The sequence below is a fragment of the Pseudomonas sp. P20 genome (assembly GCF_016463925.1).
Lineage (GTDB): Bacteria > Pseudomonadota > Gammaproteobacteria > Pseudomonadales > Pseudomonadaceae > Pseudomonas > Pseudomonas aeruginosa.
This window is the reverse complement of sequence record NZ_JAEMVM010000003.1, coordinates 14819-35447: the sequence shown is the minus strand read 5'-3', so window position 1 is coordinate 35447 and position 20629 is coordinate 14819. Positions and strand designations below refer to the sequence as shown.

General features: G+C 66.8%; 18 protein-coding genes. 11 read left to right on the top strand and 7 right to left on the bottom strand.

Annotated elements, in window-relative coordinates:
* Positions 1–157 precede the first annotated feature (157 nt).
* The 4 genes from JHD77_RS04340 to aguA all read left to right on the top strand — a co-directional run bounded on the left by JHD77_RS04340 (position 158) and on the right by aguA (position 4178).
* Entirely contained in the window at positions 158–1219 is a 1062-nt protein-coding gene (locus JHD77_RS04340) for a polyamine ABC transporter substrate-binding protein (protein ID WP_003107781.1), read from the top strand.
* A gap of 60 nt (positions 1220–1279) precedes the next feature.
* Complete coding sequence (locus tag JHD77_RS04335; protein ID WP_003107783.1) at positions 1280–1945, top strand: TetR/AcrR family transcriptional regulator; 666 nt, start codon at positions 1280–1282, stop codon at positions 1943–1945.
* Between the two features lie 162 nt (positions 1946–2107).
* Positions 2108–2986 (top strand): N-carbamoylputrescine amidase, encoded by an 879-nt coding sequence (aguB, locus tag JHD77_RS04330; RefSeq protein WP_003111119.1) that lies wholly within the window; start codon positions 2108–2110, stop codon positions 2984–2986.
* An 85-nt stretch (positions 2987–3071) separates the two neighbouring features.
* Positions 3072–4178, top strand: a complete 1107-nt coding sequence (gene aguA, locus JHD77_RS04325; RefSeq protein WP_003144947.1) for an agmatine deiminase — start codon at positions 3072–3074, stop codon at positions 4176–4178.
* A 134-nt stretch (positions 4179–4312) separates the two neighbouring features.
* On the opposite strand, the gene JHD77_RS04320 is transcribed toward aguA, so the two are convergent.
* The 6 genes from JHD77_RS04320 to desA form a co-directional block, all read right to left on the bottom strand.
* Positions 4313–5695 carry an OprD family porin gene (locus tag JHD77_RS04320; protein ID WP_003084265.1) on the bottom strand — a complete coding sequence of 461 codons (1383 nt, stop codon included), beginning with the start codon at positions 5693–5695 and terminating at the stop codon, positions 4313–4315.
* A gap of 612 nt (positions 5696–6307) precedes the next feature.
* Positions 6308–7279 carry a GGDEF domain-containing protein gene (locus JHD77_RS04315; protein WP_003104500.1) on the bottom strand — a complete coding sequence of 324 codons (972 nt, stop codon included), beginning with the start codon at positions 7277–7279 and terminating at the stop codon, positions 6308–6310.
* A gap of 112 nt (positions 7280–7391) precedes the next feature.
* Positions 7392–8354, bottom strand: coding sequence for a LysR family transcriptional regulator (locus JHD77_RS04310; protein WP_003128540.1), 963 nt, complete (start codon positions 8352–8354; stop codon positions 7392–7394).
* A 52-nt stretch (positions 8355–8406) separates the two neighbouring features.
* Entirely contained in the window at positions 8407–9363 is a 957-nt protein-coding gene (speB, locus tag JHD77_RS04305) for an agmatinase (protein WP_003104498.1), read from the bottom strand.
* Between the two features lie 55 nt (positions 9364–9418).
* Positions 9419–10804, bottom strand: coding sequence for a sodium:solute symporter (locus tag JHD77_RS04300; RefSeq protein ID WP_031755862.1), 1386 nt, complete (start codon positions 10802–10804; stop codon positions 9419–9421).
* A gap of 228 nt (positions 10805–11032) precedes the next feature.
* Complete coding sequence (desA, locus tag JHD77_RS04295; RefSeq protein ID WP_003104496.1) at positions 11033–12211, bottom strand: delta-9 fatty acid desaturase DesA; 1179 nt, start codon at positions 12209–12211, stop codon at positions 11033–11035.
* Positions 12212–12382: 171 nt separating this feature from the next.
* Between desA and JHD77_RS04290 the strand changes: the two genes are divergently transcribed.
* The 6 genes from JHD77_RS04290 (at position 12383) to JHD77_RS04265 (ending at position 19039) form a co-directional block, all read left to right on the top strand.
* Positions 12383–14665: a putative bifunctional diguanylate cyclase/phosphodiesterase gene (locus tag JHD77_RS04290; RefSeq protein ID WP_003118721.1), complete on the top strand. Its 2283-nt coding sequence runs from the start codon at positions 12383–12385 to the stop codon at positions 14663–14665.
* Between the two features lie 163 nt (positions 14666–14828).
* A complete protein-coding gene (gene oscA, locus JHD77_RS04285; RefSeq protein WP_003084246.1) occupies positions 14829–15011 on the top strand; it encodes a sulfur starvation response protein OscA in 183 nt (60 codons plus the stop codon).
* Between the two features lie 176 nt (positions 15012–15187).
* Positions 15188–16186 (top strand): sulfate ABC transporter substrate-binding protein, encoded by a 999-nt coding sequence (locus tag JHD77_RS04280; protein WP_003084243.1) that lies wholly within the window; start codon positions 15188–15190, stop codon positions 16184–16186.
* Between the two features lie 161 nt (positions 16187–16347).
* On the top strand, positions 16348–17166 hold the full coding sequence (cysT, locus tag JHD77_RS04275; RefSeq protein WP_003084241.1) for a sulfate ABC transporter permease subunit CysT: 819 nt from the start codon (positions 16348–16350) through the stop codon (positions 17164–17166).
* A 10-nt stretch (positions 17167–17176) separates the two neighbouring features.
* On the top strand, positions 17177–18046 hold the full coding sequence (gene cysW / locus JHD77_RS04270; protein WP_003084239.1) for a sulfate ABC transporter permease subunit CysW: 870 nt from the start codon (positions 17177–17179) through the stop codon (positions 18044–18046).
* A 3-nt stretch (positions 18047–18049) separates the two neighbouring features.
* Entirely contained in the window at positions 18050–19039 is a 990-nt protein-coding gene (locus JHD77_RS04265) for a sulfate/molybdate ABC transporter ATP-binding protein (RefSeq protein WP_003084237.1), read from the top strand.
* Positions 19040–19052: 13 nt separating this feature from the next.
* On the opposite strand, the gene JHD77_RS04260 is transcribed toward JHD77_RS04265, so the two are convergent.
* Positions 19053–19751 (bottom strand): ArsR/SmtB family transcription factor, encoded by a 699-nt coding sequence (locus JHD77_RS04260; protein WP_003104488.1) that lies wholly within the window; start codon positions 19749–19751, stop codon positions 19053–19055.
* A gap of 93 nt (positions 19752–19844) precedes the next feature.
* On the opposite strand from JHD77_RS04260, the gene JHD77_RS04255 reads away from it, so the two are divergent.
* On the top strand, positions 19845–20597 hold the full coding sequence (locus tag JHD77_RS04255; RefSeq protein ID WP_022580821.1) for a sulfite exporter TauE/SafE family protein: 753 nt from the start codon (positions 19845–19847) through the stop codon (positions 20595–20597).
* The last annotated feature ends 32 nt before the right edge of the window (positions 20598–20629 follow it).

Here is a 20629-nt window from a genome sequence, read left to right as displayed (position 1 = left end):
AAACCGCCCCGGTCCTTTTCTCGGAACCGGGAAATGTGCGCCACGGCACAGCCTGCCGCCACGCCTCCCGCCAGACTCGATGCTGGCCTGCATCAATGCCTCTGCCGCCTGGCTCCGGCACCATCGTCCGCTCCGTTCCGTCCAGCGAGAAGATTCCATGCCCCGCCTTTCCGCCCTGCTGTTCCTCGCCCTCGCACCCTGGCTGGCCCAGGCCGAGGAGACCCTGCGCGTCTACAACTGGAACGACTACATCGACCCGCAGGTGCTCGAGTCGTTCCAGAAGGACACCGGCATCCGCGTCGAGTACCACACCTTCGCCACCGCCGAGGAACTGGACAAGGCGCTGCGCAGTGGCGAGGCGATCGACGTCGCCGTCCCCTCCCACGACACCCTGCCGGCCCTGCTGAAGGACAACCTGCTGCGGCCGCTGGACTTCACCCAGCTGCCCAACCGCAGCCATCTCGACCGTCAATTGCTGAGCAAACTGGCCGCGGTCGATCCTGACAATCGCCACGCCGTCCCCTATCTATGGGGTGCCGTAGGCCTGGCCATCAATACCCCGCAGGCCGAAGCCGCCTATGGCGGGCCGCTGCCCAACAGCTGGAGCCTGCTGTTCGACGCCAGCCAGAGCCAGCGCCTGAAAAGCTGCGGCATCAGCCTGCTGGACGCGCCGGACGAAACCCTGGCGATCCTCCTCAACTACCAGGGCCGCAACCTCGGTCGTACTGCGCCGAGCCAGGTACGCCGCGCCGCCGAGGCGCTGCACGGACTGCGACCGAACCTGCGCTACGTCGACAGCGAGCGCTACATCGCCGACCTCGAAGGCGGTCGCCTCTGCCTGGCCATGGCCTGGGTCGGCGACGCCCTGCGCGCGGCCAAGGCGGGCCAGCCGGTAAGTTTCGAGGTACCGCAGGAAGGCTCGGTGCTGTTCATCGACAACCTGGTGATCCCGGCCGGCGCCCAGCATCCACGCGAGGCGCACCGTTTCATCGACTACCTGATGCAACCGAAGATCGCCGCACAGATCACCGCCGCCACCCTCTACCCCAGCGGCAACGCCGACGCCGCCGGCTTCCTCGATCCCGCCCTGCGCCAGCAACCGGGCCTGTATCCGGACCGCGACACCAGCCGCCGCCTGTTCGCCCTGGAAACGCCGCCGGAAAAACTCCGGCCGGTGGTCGACGAGATCTGGAAGGCCTTCCGCGGCGCCAGCCACTGAGCGGCTTGCCCCGGTCGCGTGAGCTGGCGTCCAATAGCCGCTCACGCCCGGAGACCCGCCATGCAGCCCACCTCGTCCACCCGCAAGCCCCGCGCCAGCAGCCAGGCCCGGATCGCCGCGATCCTCGACGCCGCCCGCGGCCTGCTCGCCGACGAAGGCATCGGCGGCCTGACCATCTATAGCGTGGCCGAACGCGCGGAAATGCCGCCATCGTCGGTCTACCACTTCTTCCCCAGCGTGCCGGCCCTGCTCCAGGGGCTGACCGGCGAGGTCCACGCCGCCTTCCGCGCGTGCCTCGAACAGCCGGTGGACCATGCAGGCCTGCGCTGCTGGCGCGACCTGTCGCGGATCGTCGAGGAGCGCATGCTGGCGGTCTACGCCCGCGACGCGGCGGCCCGCCAACTGATTCTCGCCAGCCACGGCCTGGCCGAAGTCACCCAGGCCGATCGCCAGCATGACGTGCAACTCGGCCAGGCCATGCGCGCCCTGTTCGAGCGGCATTTCCTGCTGCCACCGCTGCCGACCGATATCGAGATCTTCAGCCTGGCCATGGAGCTAGGCGATCGCGTCTACGCATTGTCGGTCCAGCGTCACGGGATCATCGACGCACGCCTGGCGGAAGAAGGCATGCGGGTGTTCGACGCCTACCTGGGGCTCTACCTGCCGCCGATCCTGGAAAAGCGTAGCGAACCATTATCCGGATTTATATCCGATTTAAATCGATAGAAAATCCATAACACTCTCTTAAACCGCTTCACAGTCCGATTTTTATCGGATATAAATCCGCCCATCACTCGATCGGGCGCGACACCCCGTTCCCGCCCGCCCGACCCACAACCGGCCGCCGCCAAGCCCGGCAGCCATCCGAGCCAGCACACGAGGTGCTCCATGACCCGCAACGTCACCGTCGCCGCCACCCAGATGGCCTGCTCCTGGGATCGTCCGGCGAACATCGCCCGCGCCGAGAAACTGGTGCGCCAGGCCGCCGCCAGGGGTGCGCAGATCATCCTGATCCAGGAACTGTTCGAGACCCCCTACTTCTGCCAGAAGCCGAACCCGGACTACCTGCAGCTGGCCACCACGGTCGAGGAGAACGCCGCCATCGCCCACTTCCAGGCCCTCGCCCGGGAGTTGCAGGTGGTATTGCCGATCAGCTTCTTCGAACGCGCCGGGCGCGCCCGCTTCAACAGCATCGCGGTCATCGACGCCGATGGCGGCAACCTCGGGGTCTACCGCAAGAGCCACATCCCGGACGGCCCGGGCTACCACGAGAAGTACTACTTCAATCCGGGCGACACCGGCTTCAAGGTCTGGCAGACCCGCTACGCACGGATCGGCGTCGGTATCTGCTGGGACCAGTGGTTCCCCGAATCGGCGCGCAGCATGGCCTTGCTCGGCGCGGAACTCCTGTTCTACCCGACCGCCATCGGTAGCGAACCGCACGACGCCAGCATCAGCTCGCGCGATCACTGGCAGCGCGTGCAGCAAGGCCATGCCGGAGCCAACCTGATGCCGCTGGTGGCTTCCAACCGCATCGGCCGCGAGGAGCAGGATGGCTACGACATCACCTTCTATGGTTCTTCGTTCATCGCCGACCCGTTCGGCGAGAAAGTCGAGGAGCTGAACCGCACCGAGGAAGGTATCCTTGTCCACACCTTCGACCTCGATGCGCTGGAGCGCACCCGCAGCGCCTGGGGCGTGTTCCGCGACCGCCGGCCGAACCTCTACGGTCCGCTGAAGACCCTGGACGGTTCGCTGGAGTCGTGAGGCCTCGGGAAACGATCCGCGCGGGGACGCCCCGCGCATTCCGCGCCGGCGTCCGCCGCGCATAGCAACGATTTCAGGAGCAGCGATGAGCAACCCGACCAGCACCCCACGCGCCGACGGCTTCCGCATGCCCGCCGAATGGGAACCCCACGAGCAGACCTGGATGGTCTGGCCGGAACGCCCGGACAACTGGCGCAACGGCGGCAAGCCGGCCCAGGCGGCCTTCGCCGCGGTGGCCAAGGCCATCGCGCGCTTCGAGCCGGTCACCGTCTGCGCCAGCGCCGGGCAGTACGAGAACGCGCGCGCACGCCTCGACGACGGCAACATCCGCGTCGTGGAAATCAGCAGCGACGATGCCTGGGTCCGCGACACCGGCCCGACCTTCGTCATCGACGACAAGGGCGATGTACGCGGCGTCGACTGGGGCTTCAACGCCTGGGGCGGCTTCGAAGGCGGCCTGTACTTCCCCTGGCAGCGCGACGACCAGGTGGCACGCAAGATCCTCGAGATCGAACGGCGCGCCCGCTACCGCACCGACGACTTCGTCCTCGAGGGCGGCTCGATCCACGTCGACGGCGAAGGCACGCTGATCACCACCGAGGAATGCCTGCTCAACCACAACCGCAACCCGCACCTGAGCCAGGCGGAGATCGAGCGGACCCTGCGCGACTACCTTGCGGTGGAGAGCATCATCTGGCTGCCGAACGGCCTCTACAACGACGAGACCGACGGCCACGTCGACAACTTCTGCTGCTACGTGCGTCCCGGCGAGGTGCTGCTGGCCTGGACCGACGACCAGGACGACCCGAACTACCTGCGCTGCCAGGCCGCCCTCCGCGTGCTGGAAGAAAGCCGCGACGCCAAGGGACGCAAGCTGGTGGTACACAAGATGCCGATCCCCGGCCCGCTGTACGCGACCCAGGAAGAGTGCGACGGCGTGGATATCGTCGAGGGCAGCCAGCCGCGCGATCCCTCCATTCGCCTGGCCGGCTCCTACGTGAACTTCCTGATCGTCAACGGCGGCATCGTCGCGCCGAGCTTCGACGATCCCAAGGACGCCGAGGCCAGGGCGATCCTCCAGCGCGTGTTCCCCGAGCACGAGGTGGTGATGGTCCCGGGGCGCGAGATCCTCCTCGGCGGCGGCAACATCCATTGCATCACCCAGCAGCAACCGGCGCCGCGCAAGGCCTGACGGGCATCCCGCAGGGCGGATGGCCAGCCGCGGCGCTGTTCGCCCTGGCCGGCCCGGCACGCCGAGTGGCGCCATGAATGAAAAAAGCCCGCGTCCTCCAGGAGGACGCGGGCTTTTTCCTGTCCGGCCGGAGCTTACAGCAGCGGCAGGGTGTAGCTGACGATCAGGCGGTTCTCGTCCTGGTCGCGCTGGTTGTTGCTCGAACCGGCAGCCGGCAGGCCGCTGCGGAAGGAGGCGTTCTTCCAGGTGAAGCCCAGGCCCTTGAAGGTGCCGTCCGGGATCACGTAGGCCAGGGAGATATCGCGTTCCCACTCGCTCTGGTCGCCGCGGGCGGTCTTGATCTTGTCGCCGCTCAGGTAAATGGTGTTGAAGGTCAGGCCCGGCACGCCGACGGTGGCGAAGTCGTAGCCGTAGCGGACCTGCCAGGTGCGCTCGCCGGCACGCTGGAACTTGCCGATCTGCACGTCGGTGATCAGGTACGCGGTAGAACCTTCGCCATCGCCACGGTTCAGGAACGGGAAGTCACTGTCGCCGTTGAGGATCTGGTAGCCGGCGCCGATGCTGTGGCCGCTGACGGTATAGGTGAAGAGGCCGCTGAAGGCGCGGTTGTCGACTTCGCCCTTGGTCACGCCGCTGCCGTAGTAGCCGCTGCTGACGTAGCCGTCGGCACGGCCGGAACGGCTGCCGTTCTTGCCGTCGGAGCTGCTGTCGAAGGCGCGCAGGTCGGTCTTCAGGACGCCCGGGCCAATCTGCCAGTTGTGGATCAGGCCGAGGAAGTGCTGCTTGTAGAAGTCGTCCAGGTTGCCGTAGTAGTACTGCAGGGTCAGGTCCTTGTTGACCTTGTAGTCGCCACCCGCGTAGTAGAACTTGTTGCTGTCGCGCGAACTGGCGCTGCTGCCGTTGGCGCCGGCGATGCTCAGGCTGCGGTTGTCGGTGGAGTTACGGCCCTTGGAGTGCTCCAGTTGGCCGGCAACCAGGGTGAAGTCCTTGAGGTCGGTCGAGGTGACCTGGCCGCCCTCGAAGGTGACCGGCAGCAGGCGGCCGTCGTTGTAGGTGACCACCGGCAGCTTCGGCTGCAGGGTGCCGTAGCGGAACTCGGTGTTGGACACCTTGGCCTTGGCGGTCAGGCCCAGGCTGGCGAAGTCGTGCACCGGCTCGCCGTTGCTTTCCAGCGGGAACACGGTGCCCGGCTGGCGGTCCAGGCCGCTCTTGCCGGCACGGCCGCCGCCGTCCAGGCGCACGCCGAGCAGGCCCAGCGCGTCGACGCCGAAGCCGACGGTGCCCTGGGTGAAGCCCGACTGGTAATTCAGGATGAAGCCCTGGCCCCACTCTTCCTGCTTGCTCGGCGAGGCGGTGCCATTGCGGTTGTCGGTATTGATGTAGAAGTTGCGCAGGGTCAGCGATGCCTTGCTGTCCTCGATGAAACCGGCGGCGACCGCCTGTTGCGCCAGGGCACCGAGGGTACCGGCAGTGATGGCCAGGGCCAGTCGTGACTTGTTGATCTTGCGACTCTTCATTGGTCTTTTCCCCATTGGTATTGCTAATTGTCTTCCGGTCGGGGGAAGTGGAACGCGTGGGCCCGACCGGTCGTTGAAACACTGAGCGCCGTACCATCCCGGAAGATGGCGCGCGCGAAACTCGGCATTCGATGGATCAGGAAACGGCGCAACCCGCGACGATGGAACGACGGGGCAGGCAAGCAGGCAGGGAGGCAGCGAACGGAAGCGTGTGCATGGGCGTACTCGTGTCTTGTTATTGTGCGGCGGGTGTCTCGACCCACCGCCAGTGAAGGCAATTTGTAAGCCAATCTTTCCATCGGGCTCCGCCTTCGCGTCCTCTCGGGCTTCCTGCCCTTCTCCCGGCTGACGGGCCGAAGGGTGTCGGCAGAAAACCGCCTATTACAGCTTCCTTTGTGGCGAGTTACCGCCACGTTTCAGAAATCGTTATTTCCCGCGCTTTATAGCGCGTGGGTAATAAACAGTAAAATATCCGCAATAAACCTAAAAAGAATTAATTATTCATATTTAATAGCTTTAAGGAATATTGTACCGCAGCCGCGACCTGCCGGTCGCCTCCCCAAAGAGGTATTCCGTGGCGCCGTCGACAAAACGGAAACGTTTGCCCAGCGGTCAGCCCACGACGATGCAGTCCTTGCCCTGGCGCTTGGCCGAGTACATCGCGGCGTCGGCCCGGCTGTAGAGGGCGCCGAGCCCCTCGTCATCGGCCTGGAGGACCGTCAGGCCCTGGCTGACGGTGATCCCGAAGCTGTGCTCGCCCTCCTGGAAGCGCAGGCGTTGCACCTCGCGCTGCAGGCGTTCGCCGATCTGTCGCGCGGTCTGCTCGTCGCAGCCGGGCAGCAGCACGGCGAACTCCTCGCCGCCGATCCGCCCGAACAGGTCGCCACGGCGCAGCGCGGCACTGCCGCTCTGGGCGATACGCTGGAGGACCTGGTCGCCGACCTGGTGGCCGAAGCGGTCGTTGATCTTCTTGAAATCATCGACGTCCAGCAGCAGGAACGCCAACGGTATCCCCTCGCGGCGACACTCCTTGAAGGCCGCCTCGGCACTGTCGAAGAAATAGCGACGGTTGCTGCTCTGGGTCAGCACGTCGGTGGTGGCCAGCCGTTGCAGCTCGCTCTCCATGTGCTTCTTGTCGGTGATGTCCTCGGCGATGCCCACCACCATCAGCGGCAGTCCCGCCTCGCCCTGGCGGCTGACGAAGCACTTGTCGTTGAGCCAGCGGACCTCGCCGTCGCCACGCACGATGCGGTATTCGCGTTGTTCCACGGCGCCACGTTCGAGCACCTGCAGCAGGCTGCTGTCGGCGTAGTCGAGGTCGTCCGGGTAGATGCTGTTGCGCCATTCCTCGTAGTCCGCCAGCAGCAGCGCCGCGGAACGGCCGAAGATTTTCTCGTAGGCGGGACTGACGTAGACCATTCGCCGGTTCTGCCAGTCGTAGGCCCAGAGCACCGAGTTGACGCTGGCCAGCAAGGCGCTGAAGAGTTGCTCGCGCTCCTTCAGCCGGGCCACTTCGGCACGGCTGTGCAGCAAGGCCAGCGCGGCCTCCTGCGGGTCTTCGGGAATGCCGGTTAGGTCGTCCATGGATCGTCGCTCTGCTCGCGGAACGGGTTCGACCGCCAACTTAGCGCAGGGGTCGCGGCGATACAGAAATGCCCGCCGAACGGCAGGGAAAGGCTCCAGCCAGTGCGCTTGATCACAATTGCCGAGCGATGCCGTTCGTATTCGCCGGAGCCTGCACGCCCAGTTGTTTCTGCGCCTCGAACAGCGAGCGCAGGAACAGGGTCAGGGTCGGTCGTTCTTCGTGTCCCTGACGGGTAATGCAATGGAATTCCGAGTCGTAGGCCAGTTGCCGTGGCCGGATCGCCCGCATGCGCCCTTCGGCGACCCAGGTGGCGGCATAGTGCGTCGGCAGGTAGCCGATGTAGGTGCCGCTGAAGACCAGGGTAGCGATGGCCTCCATGGTGTAGGCGTCGGTCCCCTGGTTGAAGCGCAGGTCGTGCGGGCGATGGTTTTCCGCCATGTAGCCGCGGCCGACATAGTCGGCGGCGCAGATCTCGTCCAGCGCCGGTTCGTCGTCCGCCCGGGCGAAGAAGGGGTGCGCGCTGCCGCAATAGAGGTTCTGCTCCTCGCGGAACAGGGGTTGGTAGTAGAGCCCGGACAACCGGTGGTGGAAGGCCCCCACCGCCAGTTGCAGGCGCTCTTCCAGCACCGCGTGCTCGAGTTCGTCGGGACGCCGCGTGTGCAGCTTGAGTAGGACCTCCGGGGCGCGCTGGCGAAACAGCCGGATGGCCAGCGGCAACGGTAGGCAATGCTGGCCGATGACGCCATCGACGCAGCCCAGGTGCAACGCCTCGCGATCGCGCCCGCCGAGGCCACGGACCTGCTCGCGGAAACGGGCGATGTCGCTGAACAGGCCGAGCGCGGCGTCGTAGAGTTCCTGTCCCTCCTCGGTCAACTGGAAACCGCCGTTGCCGCGCCGGCACAGGGAATAGCCCAGGCGCACCTCCAAGTCGCGCACCAGCACGCTCAGGCGCGACAGGCTGGTGTTCAGGCGCGCCTGGGCGGCAGTGAAGCCGCCGGCCTCGACGATGGCGCAGAAGGTGCGCAGCATGCGCAGGTCGATGTCGTTGAGGTTGCCCAGCATTCCCGCCCCCATGGCGTTCGGTCCGCCTTCGTTATAGCGCCAAAGCCGGGCCGGCGGAACGCCGTCAGGCGCTTCGCGCGGCCGACTCGGCAAGCAGGCAGAGCAGCTCGAACATCATGGTCGCCCCCACCAGCGCCGTGGCGCCGCCGACATCGAACGGCGGCGAGACTTCCACCACGTCGGCGCCGACCAGGTCCAGCCCGCGCAGGCCGCGGACCAACTGCTGGGCCTGGAGGCTGGTCATGCCGCCGATCTCCGGGGTACCGGTGCCGGGCGCGAAGGCCGGGTCGAGCACGTCGACGTCGAAACTCACATAGGTCGGCCCGTCGCCCACCACCCGCCGGGCTTCGGCCAGGGTCGCCTCGACGCCCAGTTCGACGAACTCTTCCATGTGGATCACGCGGATGCCGCACTCGCGGGCGAAAGCGTCGTCGTCCGGCGAATACACCGAGCCGCGGATGCCGATCTGCACCGTGCGCAGCGGATCGAGCAGGCCTTCCTCGATGGCTCGGCGGAATGGCGTGCCGTGGGTGTAGGGGTTGTCGCCGAAGTAGCGGTCGTTGGTATCGGAATGCGCATCGAAATGCACCATGCCCAGCGGCCGCTCGCGACCCAGGGCGCGAAAGATCGGCAGGGTCACCAGGTGGTCGCCACCGACCGACAGCGGCAGGGTGCCGGCGGCATGGACCTGGCGATAGAAGCCTTCGATGCGGCGCAGCGAATCGAGCAGGTCGATGGGATTCACCGGCGCGTCACCGAGGTCGCCGACCCGCACCAGGTCGTAGGGCGCGATGCGGCTGACGTGATGCACCTTGCGCATCAGGCTGGACAGGTTGCGCACCTCGCGCGGGCCATGGCGGGCACCGGCGCGGTTGGTGGTACCGCCATCCCAGGGCACGCCGATCAGGCCGACCTGCAGCGCCGCCGGGTCGGTGAACGCCGGCAGGCGCATGAAGGTCGGGATACCGGCGAAGCGGGGAATCTCGGCGGCGTCGAGGGGCTGCGGATGGTCGTTCGACATGGGGCGTCTCCGTGTGGCGGGAAGAAAGCGCCGGGCGCCGCCCGGCGCGGTGGGTTCATTCCGGCTGGGCTCGCAGGCTGGCGGCAGGACGGGTAGCCAGGCTGACCGCGACGAAGGTCGCCAGGCTGGCCAGCAGGCCGTAGACGATCGGCGAGTTGGCGAGCAGGCCGTCGCGGGCCATGCAGGCGATCACCGCCAGGCAACCGGCGACGATGCTGGCGATCGCTCCCTGCGGACTGGCCCGACGCCACAGCAGCGCGCCGACGATCGGCACCAGCAGGCCGCCGACCAGCAGGTTGTAGGCGATGCTCAGGGCCGCGATGACGTCGTTGACCAGGCACGCCAGGACCAGCATCGCCACCCCCATCAGCAGGATGATGCAACGGCTCAGGCGGATGTCGCTGGTGATACCGGGGCGGAGGAAGCGCGCATAGATGTCTTCCTGCAGCACGGTGGCCGCCGCCAGCAGACACCCGCTGGCGGTGGACATGATCGCCGACAGCGCGGCCGCCACCACCAGGCCGCGTAGGCCCGGCGCCAGTACCTCGCGGGTGATCTCGGCGTAGGCGTTCTCCGGCACCGCCAGGTCCGGCAGGAGGACCCGCGCCGCCGCGCCGATCAGCGCGCAGGCGGCGCCGTAGAGCATGCAGTAGACGCCGGCGCCAAGCCCGGCGTAGCGCACCACCGTCTCGCTGCGCGCGGTGAACACCCGCTGCCAGATGTCCTGGCCGATCAGCGCGCCGAAGAAGTACAGGAGGAAGTAGGTGAGTATGGTATCCAGGCCGATGTGGCCGAGGTCGAAGAAGCCCGCCGGCAGCACCTCCTGCATGCGCGCCAGGCCACCGGCGCCGTCGATCGACAACGGCAGCAGGACCAGGAAGATACCGACGGTCTTGATCACGAACTGGATGATGTCGGTCAGCGTAAGGGACCACATGCCGCCGATCACCGAATAGACGATGACGATCCCGCCACCGCAGAGGATCGCCGGGATCCGCGGGATGCCGAATACCACCTCGGTGACCGAGCCGATGGCGATGGTCGCGGTGACCGCCACCATCAGGTCGTAGGCGACCATGACCACCCCGCCGATCAGGCGCGAGGAGGCCTGGTAGCGCTGCTCCAGCACCTGGGTCACGGTGAACACCCGCAGGCGCGCGATCTGCCGCGAGAACACCAGGCTGAGGACGATGATCCCCAGGCCGAGCATGAACACCAGCCACAAGCCGGACAGGCCGAACTGGTAGCCGAGCTTGACCGTACCGATGGTCGACGCGCCGCCGAGCACCACCGCGGCCATGGTTCCCAGGTAGAGGCCGGGGCCGAGGCGGCGTCCGGCGACGAGGAAATCGCTCTGGCTCTTCGCCTTGCGCATTCCGTACCAGCCCAGGCCCAGCATGGCCAGGGCGTAGACCAGCATGATCAGGTAATCCAGCAACATCGCCCGCGCTCCTTTTCTTGTTGTTCTGCGTGACGCCCGGCGTGGCGCCTGGGCACGCCGAAGATAGGCCGGGCGCCGCCCGGGCTGAATCCCGGATCGGGCAAGTCGACTTGCGGAGGAAGAGAAGTATCGGCGGGGCGTCGCACTGGCGACGCCGAAACGCAACGCGCCGGCAGGAGCCGGCGCGTTGCAGAGGCGGCTGACGCACCCGCGAGGGCGTGCCAGGCGTCAGGCGGGACGCAGCGAGTAGGTCTTCAGTTGCGCGGCGAACTCCTTCAGCGACTGGATACCGCTGGCTTCCGCCTCATGCACCCAGTCCTTGATCGCCGCCAGCATGTCGTGGCCGTTGGCGCTGGTCTTGGCCCAGATCTGCTGCAACGCCAGGCGCTTCTCGTAGATCACCTTCAGCGCCTGGCTGTGGGCGAGCATCGAGTCGATGCGCACGTGGTGGCGGTCCTGCAGCAGGCTGGTCTCGCGCGACAGCAGGCGCTTGGCGCGGCGGAACAGGTGGCGCACCGACTCGTCGGCCTTGGCCACTTCCTGCTTGACCAGCGGCGCGATCACCAGCTTGCGGTACTGCGCCATGATCTGGAAGCGGTTGTTGAGGATCGCCATGGCGGTGTCCATGTCCAGGCTGTGCTTGCCCTCGACCCGATGGGCGATCGGCGCGACCCGGGCGACCCTGGCCAGGCGCAGGAAGCTGAACAGCTTGATCCAGGCCCAGCCCAGGTCGAATTCCCACTTCTTCACCGACAGCTTGGCCGAGTTCGGGTAGGTGTGGTGGTTGTTGTGCAGCTCTTCGCCGCCGATGAGGATGCCCCAGGGCACCAGGTTGGTGGCAGCGTCGCGGCATTCGAAGTTGCGATAGCCGACCGCGTGGCCGAGGCCGTTGACCACGCCGGCGGCCCAGAACGGAATCCATACCATCTGCACGGCCCAGACGGTCAGGCCAAGGGCGCCGAACAGGGCCAGGTCGATGAGCGCCATCAGCACCACGCCGCCGATCGGGAAGCGCGAGTAGAGATTGCGCTCGATCCAGTCGTCCGGGCAGTTCTTGCCGTAGATGCGCAGGGTGTCCTGGTTCTTCGCCTCGGCCTTGTACAGCTCCGCGCCTGCGCGCAGAACGGTGAACAGGCCCTTGTGCACCGGGCTGTGCGGATCCTCGACGGTCTCGCACTTGGCATGGTGCTTACGGTGGATCGCGGTCCATTCGCGCGTGTTCATCCCTGTGGTCAACCACAACCAGAAACGGAAGAAGTGCTGCAGCGCGGGGTGCAGGTCGAGTGCACGGTGGGCGGAATAGCGATGCAGGTAGACGGTCACGCTGACGATGGTGATATGCGTCAGCACCAGGGTAACTGCCACCAGTTGCCACGGCGACAGGTCGAGAAAACCGTTGAACCACATAGGCGGTACTGAACCTCGGGGGGACTTGGGAGTGATGAGGGCCTTGTCTGACAAAACCTGGGGGCATTATCACCAAGCGGCTGGGGATTACCATCCGTTCTTTTAGATATGAACAGGGCCGGATGGCCATCATTTATACTGCCCGGCCAATAATTGCCCACTGAAAATCCCATGAGCCCCCGCCTGAGTGCCCTTCGCCTGAGCCTGGCTTATCTCGCAATCGCCATCGCCTGGGCGTTCCTGAGCGATCATTTGTTACAAAACCAGGTCCAGGACCACGACCAACTGGTGTTCTGGATGACCGCCAAGCGGCTGTTCTTCTTCGCCGCAACCGGCCTGCTCCTGTACCTCTACCTGGTACGCCAGTTCCGCCGCAAGGCCCAGGCCTACGACGAACTGCACGGCAGCGAGCAGCGCCTGAACCGCGCCCTGGAAGCGGTGCGCGACGGACTCTGGGACTGGGACCTGGTGACCGACCGGATGTTCGTCTCGCCGGGCTACGCCGCGCTGATCGGCCTCGCTCCGGAGGAACTCGGCGACCCCATCGAGACCTGGAAGAAGCGCCTGCACCCCGAAGAGTACGCCACCGTGCTGGAGGCCCACCGCAACCACCTGCAGGGCCTGACCGACAATCTCGACCACATCTACCGCCTGCGCCACAAGGACGGCGACTACCGCTGGATCCACTCGCGCGGCCGGGTCCTCCGCGACGCCCTGGGCAAGCCGCTGCACTACACTGGCGTGGCCCGCGACATCACCCTGCAGCGGCTCAAGGAAGACCACCTGCGCCAGGCCGCGGCGGTATTCGACAGCACCCGCGAGGGCGTTCTGGTCACCGATGCCCAGGCGGTGATCGTGCACGTCAACCCTTCCTTCGAGCGCATCACCGGCTACCGCTCCGAAGACGTGCTCGGCAAGACCCCGGCGATCCTCCGCTCCGGCCGCCAGGACCAGGCGTTCTACCAGCGCCTGTGGCTGGCCCTGCGCGAGCAGGACGTCTGGAGCGGAGAAATCTGGAACCGGCGCAAGAGCGGCGAGATCTACCCGCAGTGGCTGCACATCCGCGTGGTGCGCAACGACCAGGGCCAGCTGACCCACTACGTCGGGGTGTTCTCCGACCTGAGCAGCATCAAGCGCTCGGAGAACGAGCTGGACTTCCTCGCCCACCACGACTCGCTGACCGGCCTGCCCAACCGCGTGCTGCTGCGCGAGCGCATCGAGCAGGCGCTGGAGAACGGCAAGGACCGGACGGTGGCCGGGGCCCTGCTGCTGATCGACCTCGACCACTTCAAGCACATCAACGACAGCCTCGGCCATACAACTGGCGACATGCTCCTCAAGGAGGTCAGCAAGCGCCTGCAACACCAGCTCGACGAGCGCTGCCTGCTGTCGCGACTGGGCGGCGACGAATTCGCCATCCTCGTCGAGAACGACGACCCGGAAGCCGTCGCGCGCCTCTCGCAGCGCATCCTCGACGGTTTCAACGCGCCGTTCGACATCCACTGCCAGCCGATCTATATCAGCGCAAGCCTCGGTGTCAGCCTCTACCCGGAAGACGCCAGCGACGTCGACCACCTGATGCAACACGCCGACGCCGCGCTGTTCCAGGCCAAGGACAGCGGGCGTAACGCCTACGCCTTCTACACCCGCGTGCTGACCGCCCGGGCCCGCGCCCATGTCCAGGTGGAATCGGCCCTGCGCCATGCGCTGGATCACGACGAACTGCGCGTCCACTACCAGCCGGTGCACGACCTGGCCAGCGGGCGGATCGTCGGCGTCGAGTCGCTGGTGCGCTGGCAGCATCCCGAGCGCGGCCTGGTGCCGCCAGGCGAGTTCGTCCCGGTGGCGGAGGAATGCGGGCTGATCGCCGCGCTGGACAACTGGGTGCTCAAGCGTGCCTGCCGGCAGATGCGCGAGTGGCAACAGCGCGGCGTCGAGCTGGAGTTCGTCGCGGTCAACGTCTCCAGCCGGCTGTTCAACCGCGGCGGCCTGGAGGAAAGGATCGCCAATGCCCTGGAAGAGTCCGGACTGGAGCCCCGCTACCTGGAGCTGGAAGTCACCGAAAGCGCGGTGATGGAGGACTTCGAGCAGTCCCTCAACCTGCTCTGCCGCCTGCGTATCCTCGGCGTGAACCTGGCCATCGACGACTTCGGCACCGGCTATTCCTCGCTGATGCGCCTCAAGCGGCTGCCGGTGCACAAGCTGAAGATCGACCAGGGCTTCGTCGCCGGCCTGCCCGGCGCGGTGGACGACGCCGCGATCGCCCGGGCGATCGTTGCCCTGGCGCAAAGCATGGGGCTGCGGGTGGTTGCCGAGGGCATCGAGCATCAGGACCAGGCGCTGTTCCTGCGCGAACATGGCTGCGACTTCGGCCAAGGCTACTGGTACGGACGGCCGCAACCGGCGGAAGCGCTGCGCTTCGACCTGCCGCCCGTGGCGCTGCCGGAAGACTGAGCCTGGCGGCGAAGCCGGGCCGCTTCGCCGTCTTATAACCACTTTACCTATAAAGATTCTTAAACAATATTTTTAAGAATATTGCCCACTGCTTACTATGCGCCTCACGCCGCCTCCACTTCGTCGAGCAACGCGGCACCTCGAGCCACAGGAGCAGAGACCCATGAGCGCAACCCTCAGAAGCCTGGATGGCCAGGACGAAGCCACCATCCTGCGTGAAATCCAGAGTGCCCTGCGCGGCCTGCGCTTCGGCGCCGTCGAGATCACCGTGCACAACGGCCAGGTGGTGCAGATCGAGCGCAAGGAAAAATTCCGTCTGCAGCAACCGGCCGTCAAGCAGGCCTGAAGCACACGACCCGACTGGACCACCGGAGGCGTCTCGCCATGAACATCCGTTCGATACCCCATCCGCACCGGTACTGCAGCTGTCGGCCGCGAATGCGCGCCTGACGCCCCGTGTTCCCGTCGTTCCGCCAACACCCCATTAGAACAATCGAAACAGCACACACCTAGGAGCTGCACATGTCCCTTCGTCGTTTCGCCCTGGCCGCACTCGCCAGCGCCCTGGTCTCCGGCCCGGTTGCCGCAGCCACGCAACTGCTGAACGTTTCCTACGACCCGACCCGCGAGCTGTACCAGGCCTACAACGCGGCCTTCATCAAGCACTGGAAGGCCCAGGGCGGCGAGGACCTGACCGTCCAGCAGTCCCACGGCGGCTCCGGCAAGCAGGCCCGCGCGGTGATCGACGGGCTCAAGGCCGACGTGGTGACCCTGGCCCTGGCCGGCGACATCGACGAACTGCACAAGCTCGGCAAGCTGCTGCCGGCCGACTGGCAGGCACGCCTGCCGGACAACAGCACCCCCTACACCTCGACCATCGTGTTCCTGGTGCGCAAGGGCAACCCCAAGGGAATCAAGGACTGGGGCGACCTGACCAAGGAAGGCGTGGAAGTCATCACGCCGAACCCGAAGACCTCCGGCGGCGCGCGCTGGAACTTCCTCGCCGCCTGGGCCTGGGCGAAGAAGCAGTACGGCAGCGACGAGAAGGCCAAGGACTACGTGCAGGCGCTGTACAAGCACGTACCGGTACTCGACACCGGCGCCCGCGGCTCGACCATCACCTTCGTCAACAACCAGATCGGCGACGTGCTGCTGGCCTGGGAGAACGAGGCGTTCCTGGCGAAGAAGGAACAGGGCGGGGAAAACTTCGAGATCGTCGTGCCCTCCATCTCCATCCTCGCCGAACCGCCGGTCGCGGTGGTCGACAAGGTGGTCGAGAAGAAAGGCACCCGCAAGGTCGCCGAGGCCTACCTGCAATACCTGTACAGCGAGGAAGGCCAGCGCATCGCCGCGCAGAACTTCTACCGGCCGCGCAACCAGAAGGTCGCCGCCGAGTTCGCCACGCAGTTCCCGAAACTGAACCTGGTCACCGTCGACTCCGATTTCGGCGGCTGGAAGACGGCCCAGCCGAAGTTCTTCAACGACGGGGGCATCTTCGACCAGATCTACCAGGCGCAATGATCGCGACGGCAGACCCGTCGCCCGAACCACGGCCCCTCTCCCAGACCCTCTCCCGGACGGGCGAGGGGGCTAGCAGGCCCGGTCCCGTACCGGGCCCACTGCCGGAAGGAACCGGCACCGGGAGAGCCACCAAGCGTTCCAACGCAGAGTAAGGACAGAACATGTCACGACGCATTTCCCCGGTCATACCCGGCTTCGGGCTGACCCTGGGATACACCCTGGTGTACCTCAGCCTGCTGGTCCTGATCCCGCTGGGGGCCATGTTCCTCAAGACCACCCAGCTCAGCTGGGAGCAATTCTGGGCCATCATCAGCGCGCCGCGGGTGCTCGCCGCGCTCAAGCTGAGCTTCGGCACCGCGCTCGCCGCCGCCGTGCTCAACGGCTTGATCGGCACGCTGCTGGCCTGGGTCCTGGTGCGCTACGAATTCCCCGGACGGAAGATCATCGATGCCATGATCGACCTGCCCTTCGCCCTACCCACCGCCGTCGCCGGTATCGCCCTCACCGCGCTCTATGCGCCGGCCGGCCTGGTCGGACAGTTCGCCAGCGACCTCGGCTTCAAGATCGCCTATACCCCCCTGGGGATCACCCTGGCGCTGACTTTCGTGACCCTGCCGTTCGTGGTCCGCACGGTGCAGCCGGTGCTCGCCGACATTCCCAAGGAAGTCGAGGAAGCCGCCGCCTGCCTCGGCGCCAGGCCGCTGCAGGTGTTCCGCCATATCCTCGTGCCGGCGCTGCTGCCGGCCTGGCTGACCGGTTTCGCCCTGGCCTTCGCCCGGGGCGTCGGCGAATACGGCTCGGTGATCTTCATCGCCGGCAACATGCCGATGAAGACCGAGATCCTGCCGCTGCTGATCATGGTCAAGCTGGACCAGTACGACTACACCGGCGCCACCGCCATCGGCGTGCTGATGCTGGTGGTGTCCTTCATCCTGCTGCTGCTGATCAACCTGCTGCAGCGTCGCATCGAAACCCCGTAAGGAGGGCGCCATGTCCAGTGCAAGCATTTCCGCTGCCACCGCCAGCGCCTCCCGCCGCGGCAACGCCGGCGGCCGCCTGGCCCTGATCGTCCTGGCCTGGCTGGTCTTCGCCCTGTTCCTCCTGCTGCCGCTCTACGTGGTCCTGAGCGAGGCGCTGAAGCAGGGTTTCGGCACCTTCTTCGAGGCGATCCTCGAACCCGACGCGCTGGCCGCGCTGAAGCTGACCCTGATCGCGGTGGCCATCTCGGTGCCGCTCAACCTGCTGTTCGGTGTCGCCGCCGCCTGGTGCGTGAGCAAGTTCGAGTTTCGCGGCAAGAGCATCCTGGTGACCCTGATCGACCTGCCGTTCTCGGTCTCGCCGGTGATCGCCGGCCTGATCTACGTGCTGTTGTTCGGCGCCCAGGGCTACTTCGGCGAATGGCTGAGCGACCACGACATCCAGATCGTCTTCGCGGTGCCCGGAATCGTCCTGGCGACCCTCTTCGTCACCGTGCCCTTCGTCGCCCGCGAACTGATCCCGCTGATGCAGGAGCAGGGCACCCAGGAGGAGGAAGCCGCCCGCCTGCTCGGCGCCAACGGCTGGCAGATGTTCTGGCACGTGACCCTGCCGAACATCAAGTGGGGCCTGATCTACGGCGTGGTGCTCTGCACCGCCCGGGCGATGGGCGAGTTCGGCGCGGTGTCGGTGGTTTCCGGACACATCCGCGGCGTCACCAACACCCTGCCGCTGCACGTCGAGATCCTCTACAACGAATACAACCATGTCGCCGCCTTCAGCGTCGCCAGCCTGTTGCTGCTGATGGCGCTGGTCATCCTTCTGCTCAAGCAGTGGAGCGAATCCCGCATGTCCCGACTGAAAAGCAATGCTGACGAGGAATGAACCATGAGCATCGAAATCCGTAACGTCAGCAAGAACTTCAACGCCTTCAAGGCCCTGGACGACATCAACCTGGACATCCAGAGCGGCGAGCTGGTGGCCCTGCTCGGCCCCTCCGGGTGCGGCAAGACCACCCTGCTGCGGATCATCGCCGGGCTGGAAACCCCGGACGCCGGCAACATCGTGTTCCATGGCGAGGACGTCTCGCAGCACGACGTGCGCGACCGCAACGTCGGCTTCGTCTTCCAGCACTACGCGCTGTTCCGCCACATGACGGTGTTCGACAACGTCGCCTTCGGCCTGCGCATGAAGCCCAAGGGCGAGCGGCCGGGCGAGTCCGCGATCAAGGCCAAGGTCCACGAACTGCTCAACATGGTGCAGCTCGACTGGCTCGCCGACCGCTATCCCGAGCAGCTCTCCGGTGGCCAGCGGCAGCGTATCGCCCTGGCCCGCGCGCTGGCGGTGGAGCCGAAGATCCTGCTCCTCGACGAACCCTTCGGCGCCCTCGACGCCAAGGTGCGCAAGGAGCTGCGCCGCTGGCTGGCGCGCCTGCACGAGGAGATCAACCTGACCTCGGTGTTCGTCACCCACGACCAGGAAGAGGCGATGGAAGTGGCCGACCGCATCGTGGTGATGAACAAGGGCGTGATCGAGCAGATCGGCTCGCCCGGCGAGGTCTACGAGAACCCGGCCAGCGATTTCGTCTACCACTTCCTCGGCGACTCCAACCGCCTGCAACTGGGCAACGATCAGCACCTGCTGTTCCGCCCCCACGAAGTGTCGCTGTCGCGTTCCGCGGTGGCCGAGCACCGCGCCGCCGAGGTCCGCGACATCCGTCCGCTGGGGGCGATCACCCGGGTAACGCTGAAGGTCGACGGCCAGGACGAACTGATCGAAGCCGAAGTGGTGAAGGACCACGACAGCCTGGCCGGCCTGGCCCGCGGCGAGACCCTCTACTTCAAGCCGAAGGCCTTCCAGCCGGTGGCCAATCTCTGATCCCGCGGCGGGTTCAGCCCGCCGTGCGCTCCGCCAGGCCGCGCAGTCCCGCGCGGCCCTTCGACGACACCTGCAACGCCCGCGAGCCGTCCTGCGGCCGCAACCAGCCCTGGCGCAGACAGGCCTCCAGCAACGCCGCCCCCAGCGCGCCGCCGAGGTGCGGCTTGCGTTCGCTCCAGTCGGGGCAGGCGCAGGCGAACTGCCGACGGCGGCGGCGGACCTCCGCCAGGTCGATTCCCAACCTGGCCAGCCCGGCCTCGCCGGTCGCGCTCAGGCGCAGCGTCCTGCCCTCCTGCTCGATCCAGCCGGCATCCAGCATCCGTGCGAACACACCGACCGCGAGTTCGCCGGCCAGGTGGTCGTAGCAGGTCCGCGCCTCGCGCAACGCCGACGGCGTGCCGTGGCTCGGCGGCAGGCTGCGCCGCTGCGGCTGCAGGGCCAGGGAGGCGCTGGCCAGCGCTTCCACCGCCTGCCCCACTTCGGGCCCGGCCAGGCGATAGAAGCGATTGCGCCCGCGCGCCTCCAGGCTCAGCACGCCGCCCTCGACCAGCCGTCCCAGGTGGCCGCTGGCGGAGGACGGCGAGACGCCCGCCAGCAGCGCCAGCTCGCTGGCCGGGCGGGCGCTGCCATCCATCAGTGCCCAGATCATCTGCGCGCGGCCGGGATCGGCGAGCAGCGCCGCCAGCGAACTGAAGCCGGGATTGAATTGCATGCTTCACCTCCGGATGAAACATTGCCTGTCGACGACGAGAGATACTGGCCGCCATCGCCCGTTCGCGCCAGCCCGAGACAAGGAAGAACCCGCATGTCCGTCGACCTCCACGCCCTGATCCCGCTGATCGCCCTCACCTTCCTTCTCGCCGGCTTCGTCAAGGGCGTGGTCGGCCTGGGCCTGCCGACGGTCTCGGTGGGTCTGCTCGGCCTGGCCATGCCGCCGATGCAGGCGGCGGCGCTGCTGATCGTACCGTCGATGGTGACCAACCTCTGGCAGCTCGCCTGCGGCCCGCGCTTCCTCGGCTTGATGAAGCGCCTGGCCGGCCTGCTGCTCGGGGTGGTCGTGGGCACCCTGCTGGTCGGCGCATGGCTCGGCGGCGACGCGCCAAGGCAGGCCACCGGCGTGCTCGGCCTGGCCCTGGCGGCCTACGCGCTGCTCGGCCTGGCCGCGATCCCGCTGCACCTGCCGGCACGCCACGAGCCCTGGGCCGGCCCGCTGGTCGGGCTGGCGACCGGCGCGCTGACCGCGGTCACCGGGGTTTTCGTGATTCCCGCGGTGCCCTACCTGGGAGCCCTAGGATTGCAGCGCGACGAACTGGTCCAGGCCCTCGGCCTGTCGTTCAGCGCCTCGACCCTGGCCCTGGCGGTCACTCTCGGCGTGCATGGCGACCTGCTCGAACCGCAGATGCTCGGCGCCTCGCTGCTGACCCTGGTCCCGGCGCTGGGCGGGATGCTCCTCGGCCAGTGGCTGCGCCAGCGGATCAGCGCGACGCTGTTCAGGCGCTGCTTCTTCGTCGGTCTCCTGCTGCTCGGCGCCGACCTCGCCTGGCGCGGTTTCCACTGACGCCAGGGACGCATTGCGCACCCGCCAGGGCG

Excerpts from the sequence above, each read along its gene's own strand:
- JHD77_RS04340 (WP_003107781.1), top strand. The coding sequence starts at position 158 with ATGCCCCGCCTTTCCGCCCTGCTGTTCCTCGCCCTCGCACCCTGGCTG.
- JHD77_RS04335 (WP_003107783.1), top strand. The coding sequence starts at position 1,280 with ATGCAGCCCACCTCGTCCACCCGCAAGCCCCGCGCCAGCAGCCAGGCC.
- aguB (WP_003111119.1), top strand. The coding sequence starts at position 2,108 with ATGACCCGCAACGTCACCGTCGCCGCCACCCAGATGGCCTGCTCCTGG.
- aguA (WP_003144947.1), top strand. The coding sequence starts at position 3,072 with ATGAGCAACCCGACCAGCACCCCACGCGCCGACGGCTTCCGCATGCCC.
- JHD77_RS04320 (WP_003084265.1), bottom strand. The coding sequence starts at position 5,695 with ATGAAGAGTCGCAAGATCAACAAGTCACGACTGGCCCTGGCCATCACT.
- JHD77_RS04315 (WP_003104500.1), bottom strand. The coding sequence starts at position 7,279 with ATGGACGACCTAACCGGCATTCCCGAAGACCCGCAGGAGGCCGCGCTG.
- JHD77_RS04310 (WP_003128540.1), bottom strand. The coding sequence starts at position 8,354 with ATGGGGGCGGGAATGCTGGGCAACCTCAACGACATCGACCTGCGCATG.
- speB (WP_003104498.1), bottom strand. The coding sequence starts at position 9,363 with ATGTCGAACGACCATCCGCAGCCCCTCGACGCCGCCGAGATTCCCCGC.
- JHD77_RS04300 (WP_031755862.1), bottom strand. The coding sequence starts at position 10,804 with ATGTTGCTGGATTACCTGATCATGCTGGTCTACGCCCTGGCCATGCTG.
- desA (WP_003104496.1), bottom strand. The coding sequence starts at position 12,211 with ATGTGGTTCAACGGTTTTCTCGACCTGTCGCCGTGGCAACTGGTGGCA.
- JHD77_RS04290 (WP_003118721.1), top strand. The coding sequence starts at position 12,383 with ATGAGCCCCCGCCTGAGTGCCCTTCGCCTGAGCCTGGCTTATCTCGCA.
- oscA (WP_003084246.1), top strand. The coding sequence starts at position 14,829 with ATGAGCGCAACCCTCAGAAGCCTGGATGGCCAGGACGAAGCCACCATC.
- JHD77_RS04280 (WP_003084243.1), top strand. The coding sequence starts at position 15,188 with ATGTCCCTTCGTCGTTTCGCCCTGGCCGCACTCGCCAGCGCCCTGGTC.
- cysT (WP_003084241.1), top strand. The coding sequence starts at position 16,348 with ATGTCACGACGCATTTCCCCGGTCATACCCGGCTTCGGGCTGACCCTG.
- cysW (WP_003084239.1), top strand. The coding sequence starts at position 17,177 with ATGTCCAGTGCAAGCATTTCCGCTGCCACCGCCAGCGCCTCCCGCCGC.
- JHD77_RS04265 (WP_003084237.1), top strand. The coding sequence starts at position 18,050 with ATGAGCATCGAAATCCGTAACGTCAGCAAGAACTTCAACGCCTTCAAG.
- JHD77_RS04260 (WP_003104488.1), bottom strand. The coding sequence starts at position 19,751 with ATGCAATTCAATCCCGGCTTCAGTTCGCTGGCGGCGCTGCTCGCCGAT.
- JHD77_RS04255 (WP_022580821.1), top strand. The coding sequence starts at position 19,845 with ATGTCCGTCGACCTCCACGCCCTGATCCCGCTGATCGCCCTCACCTTC.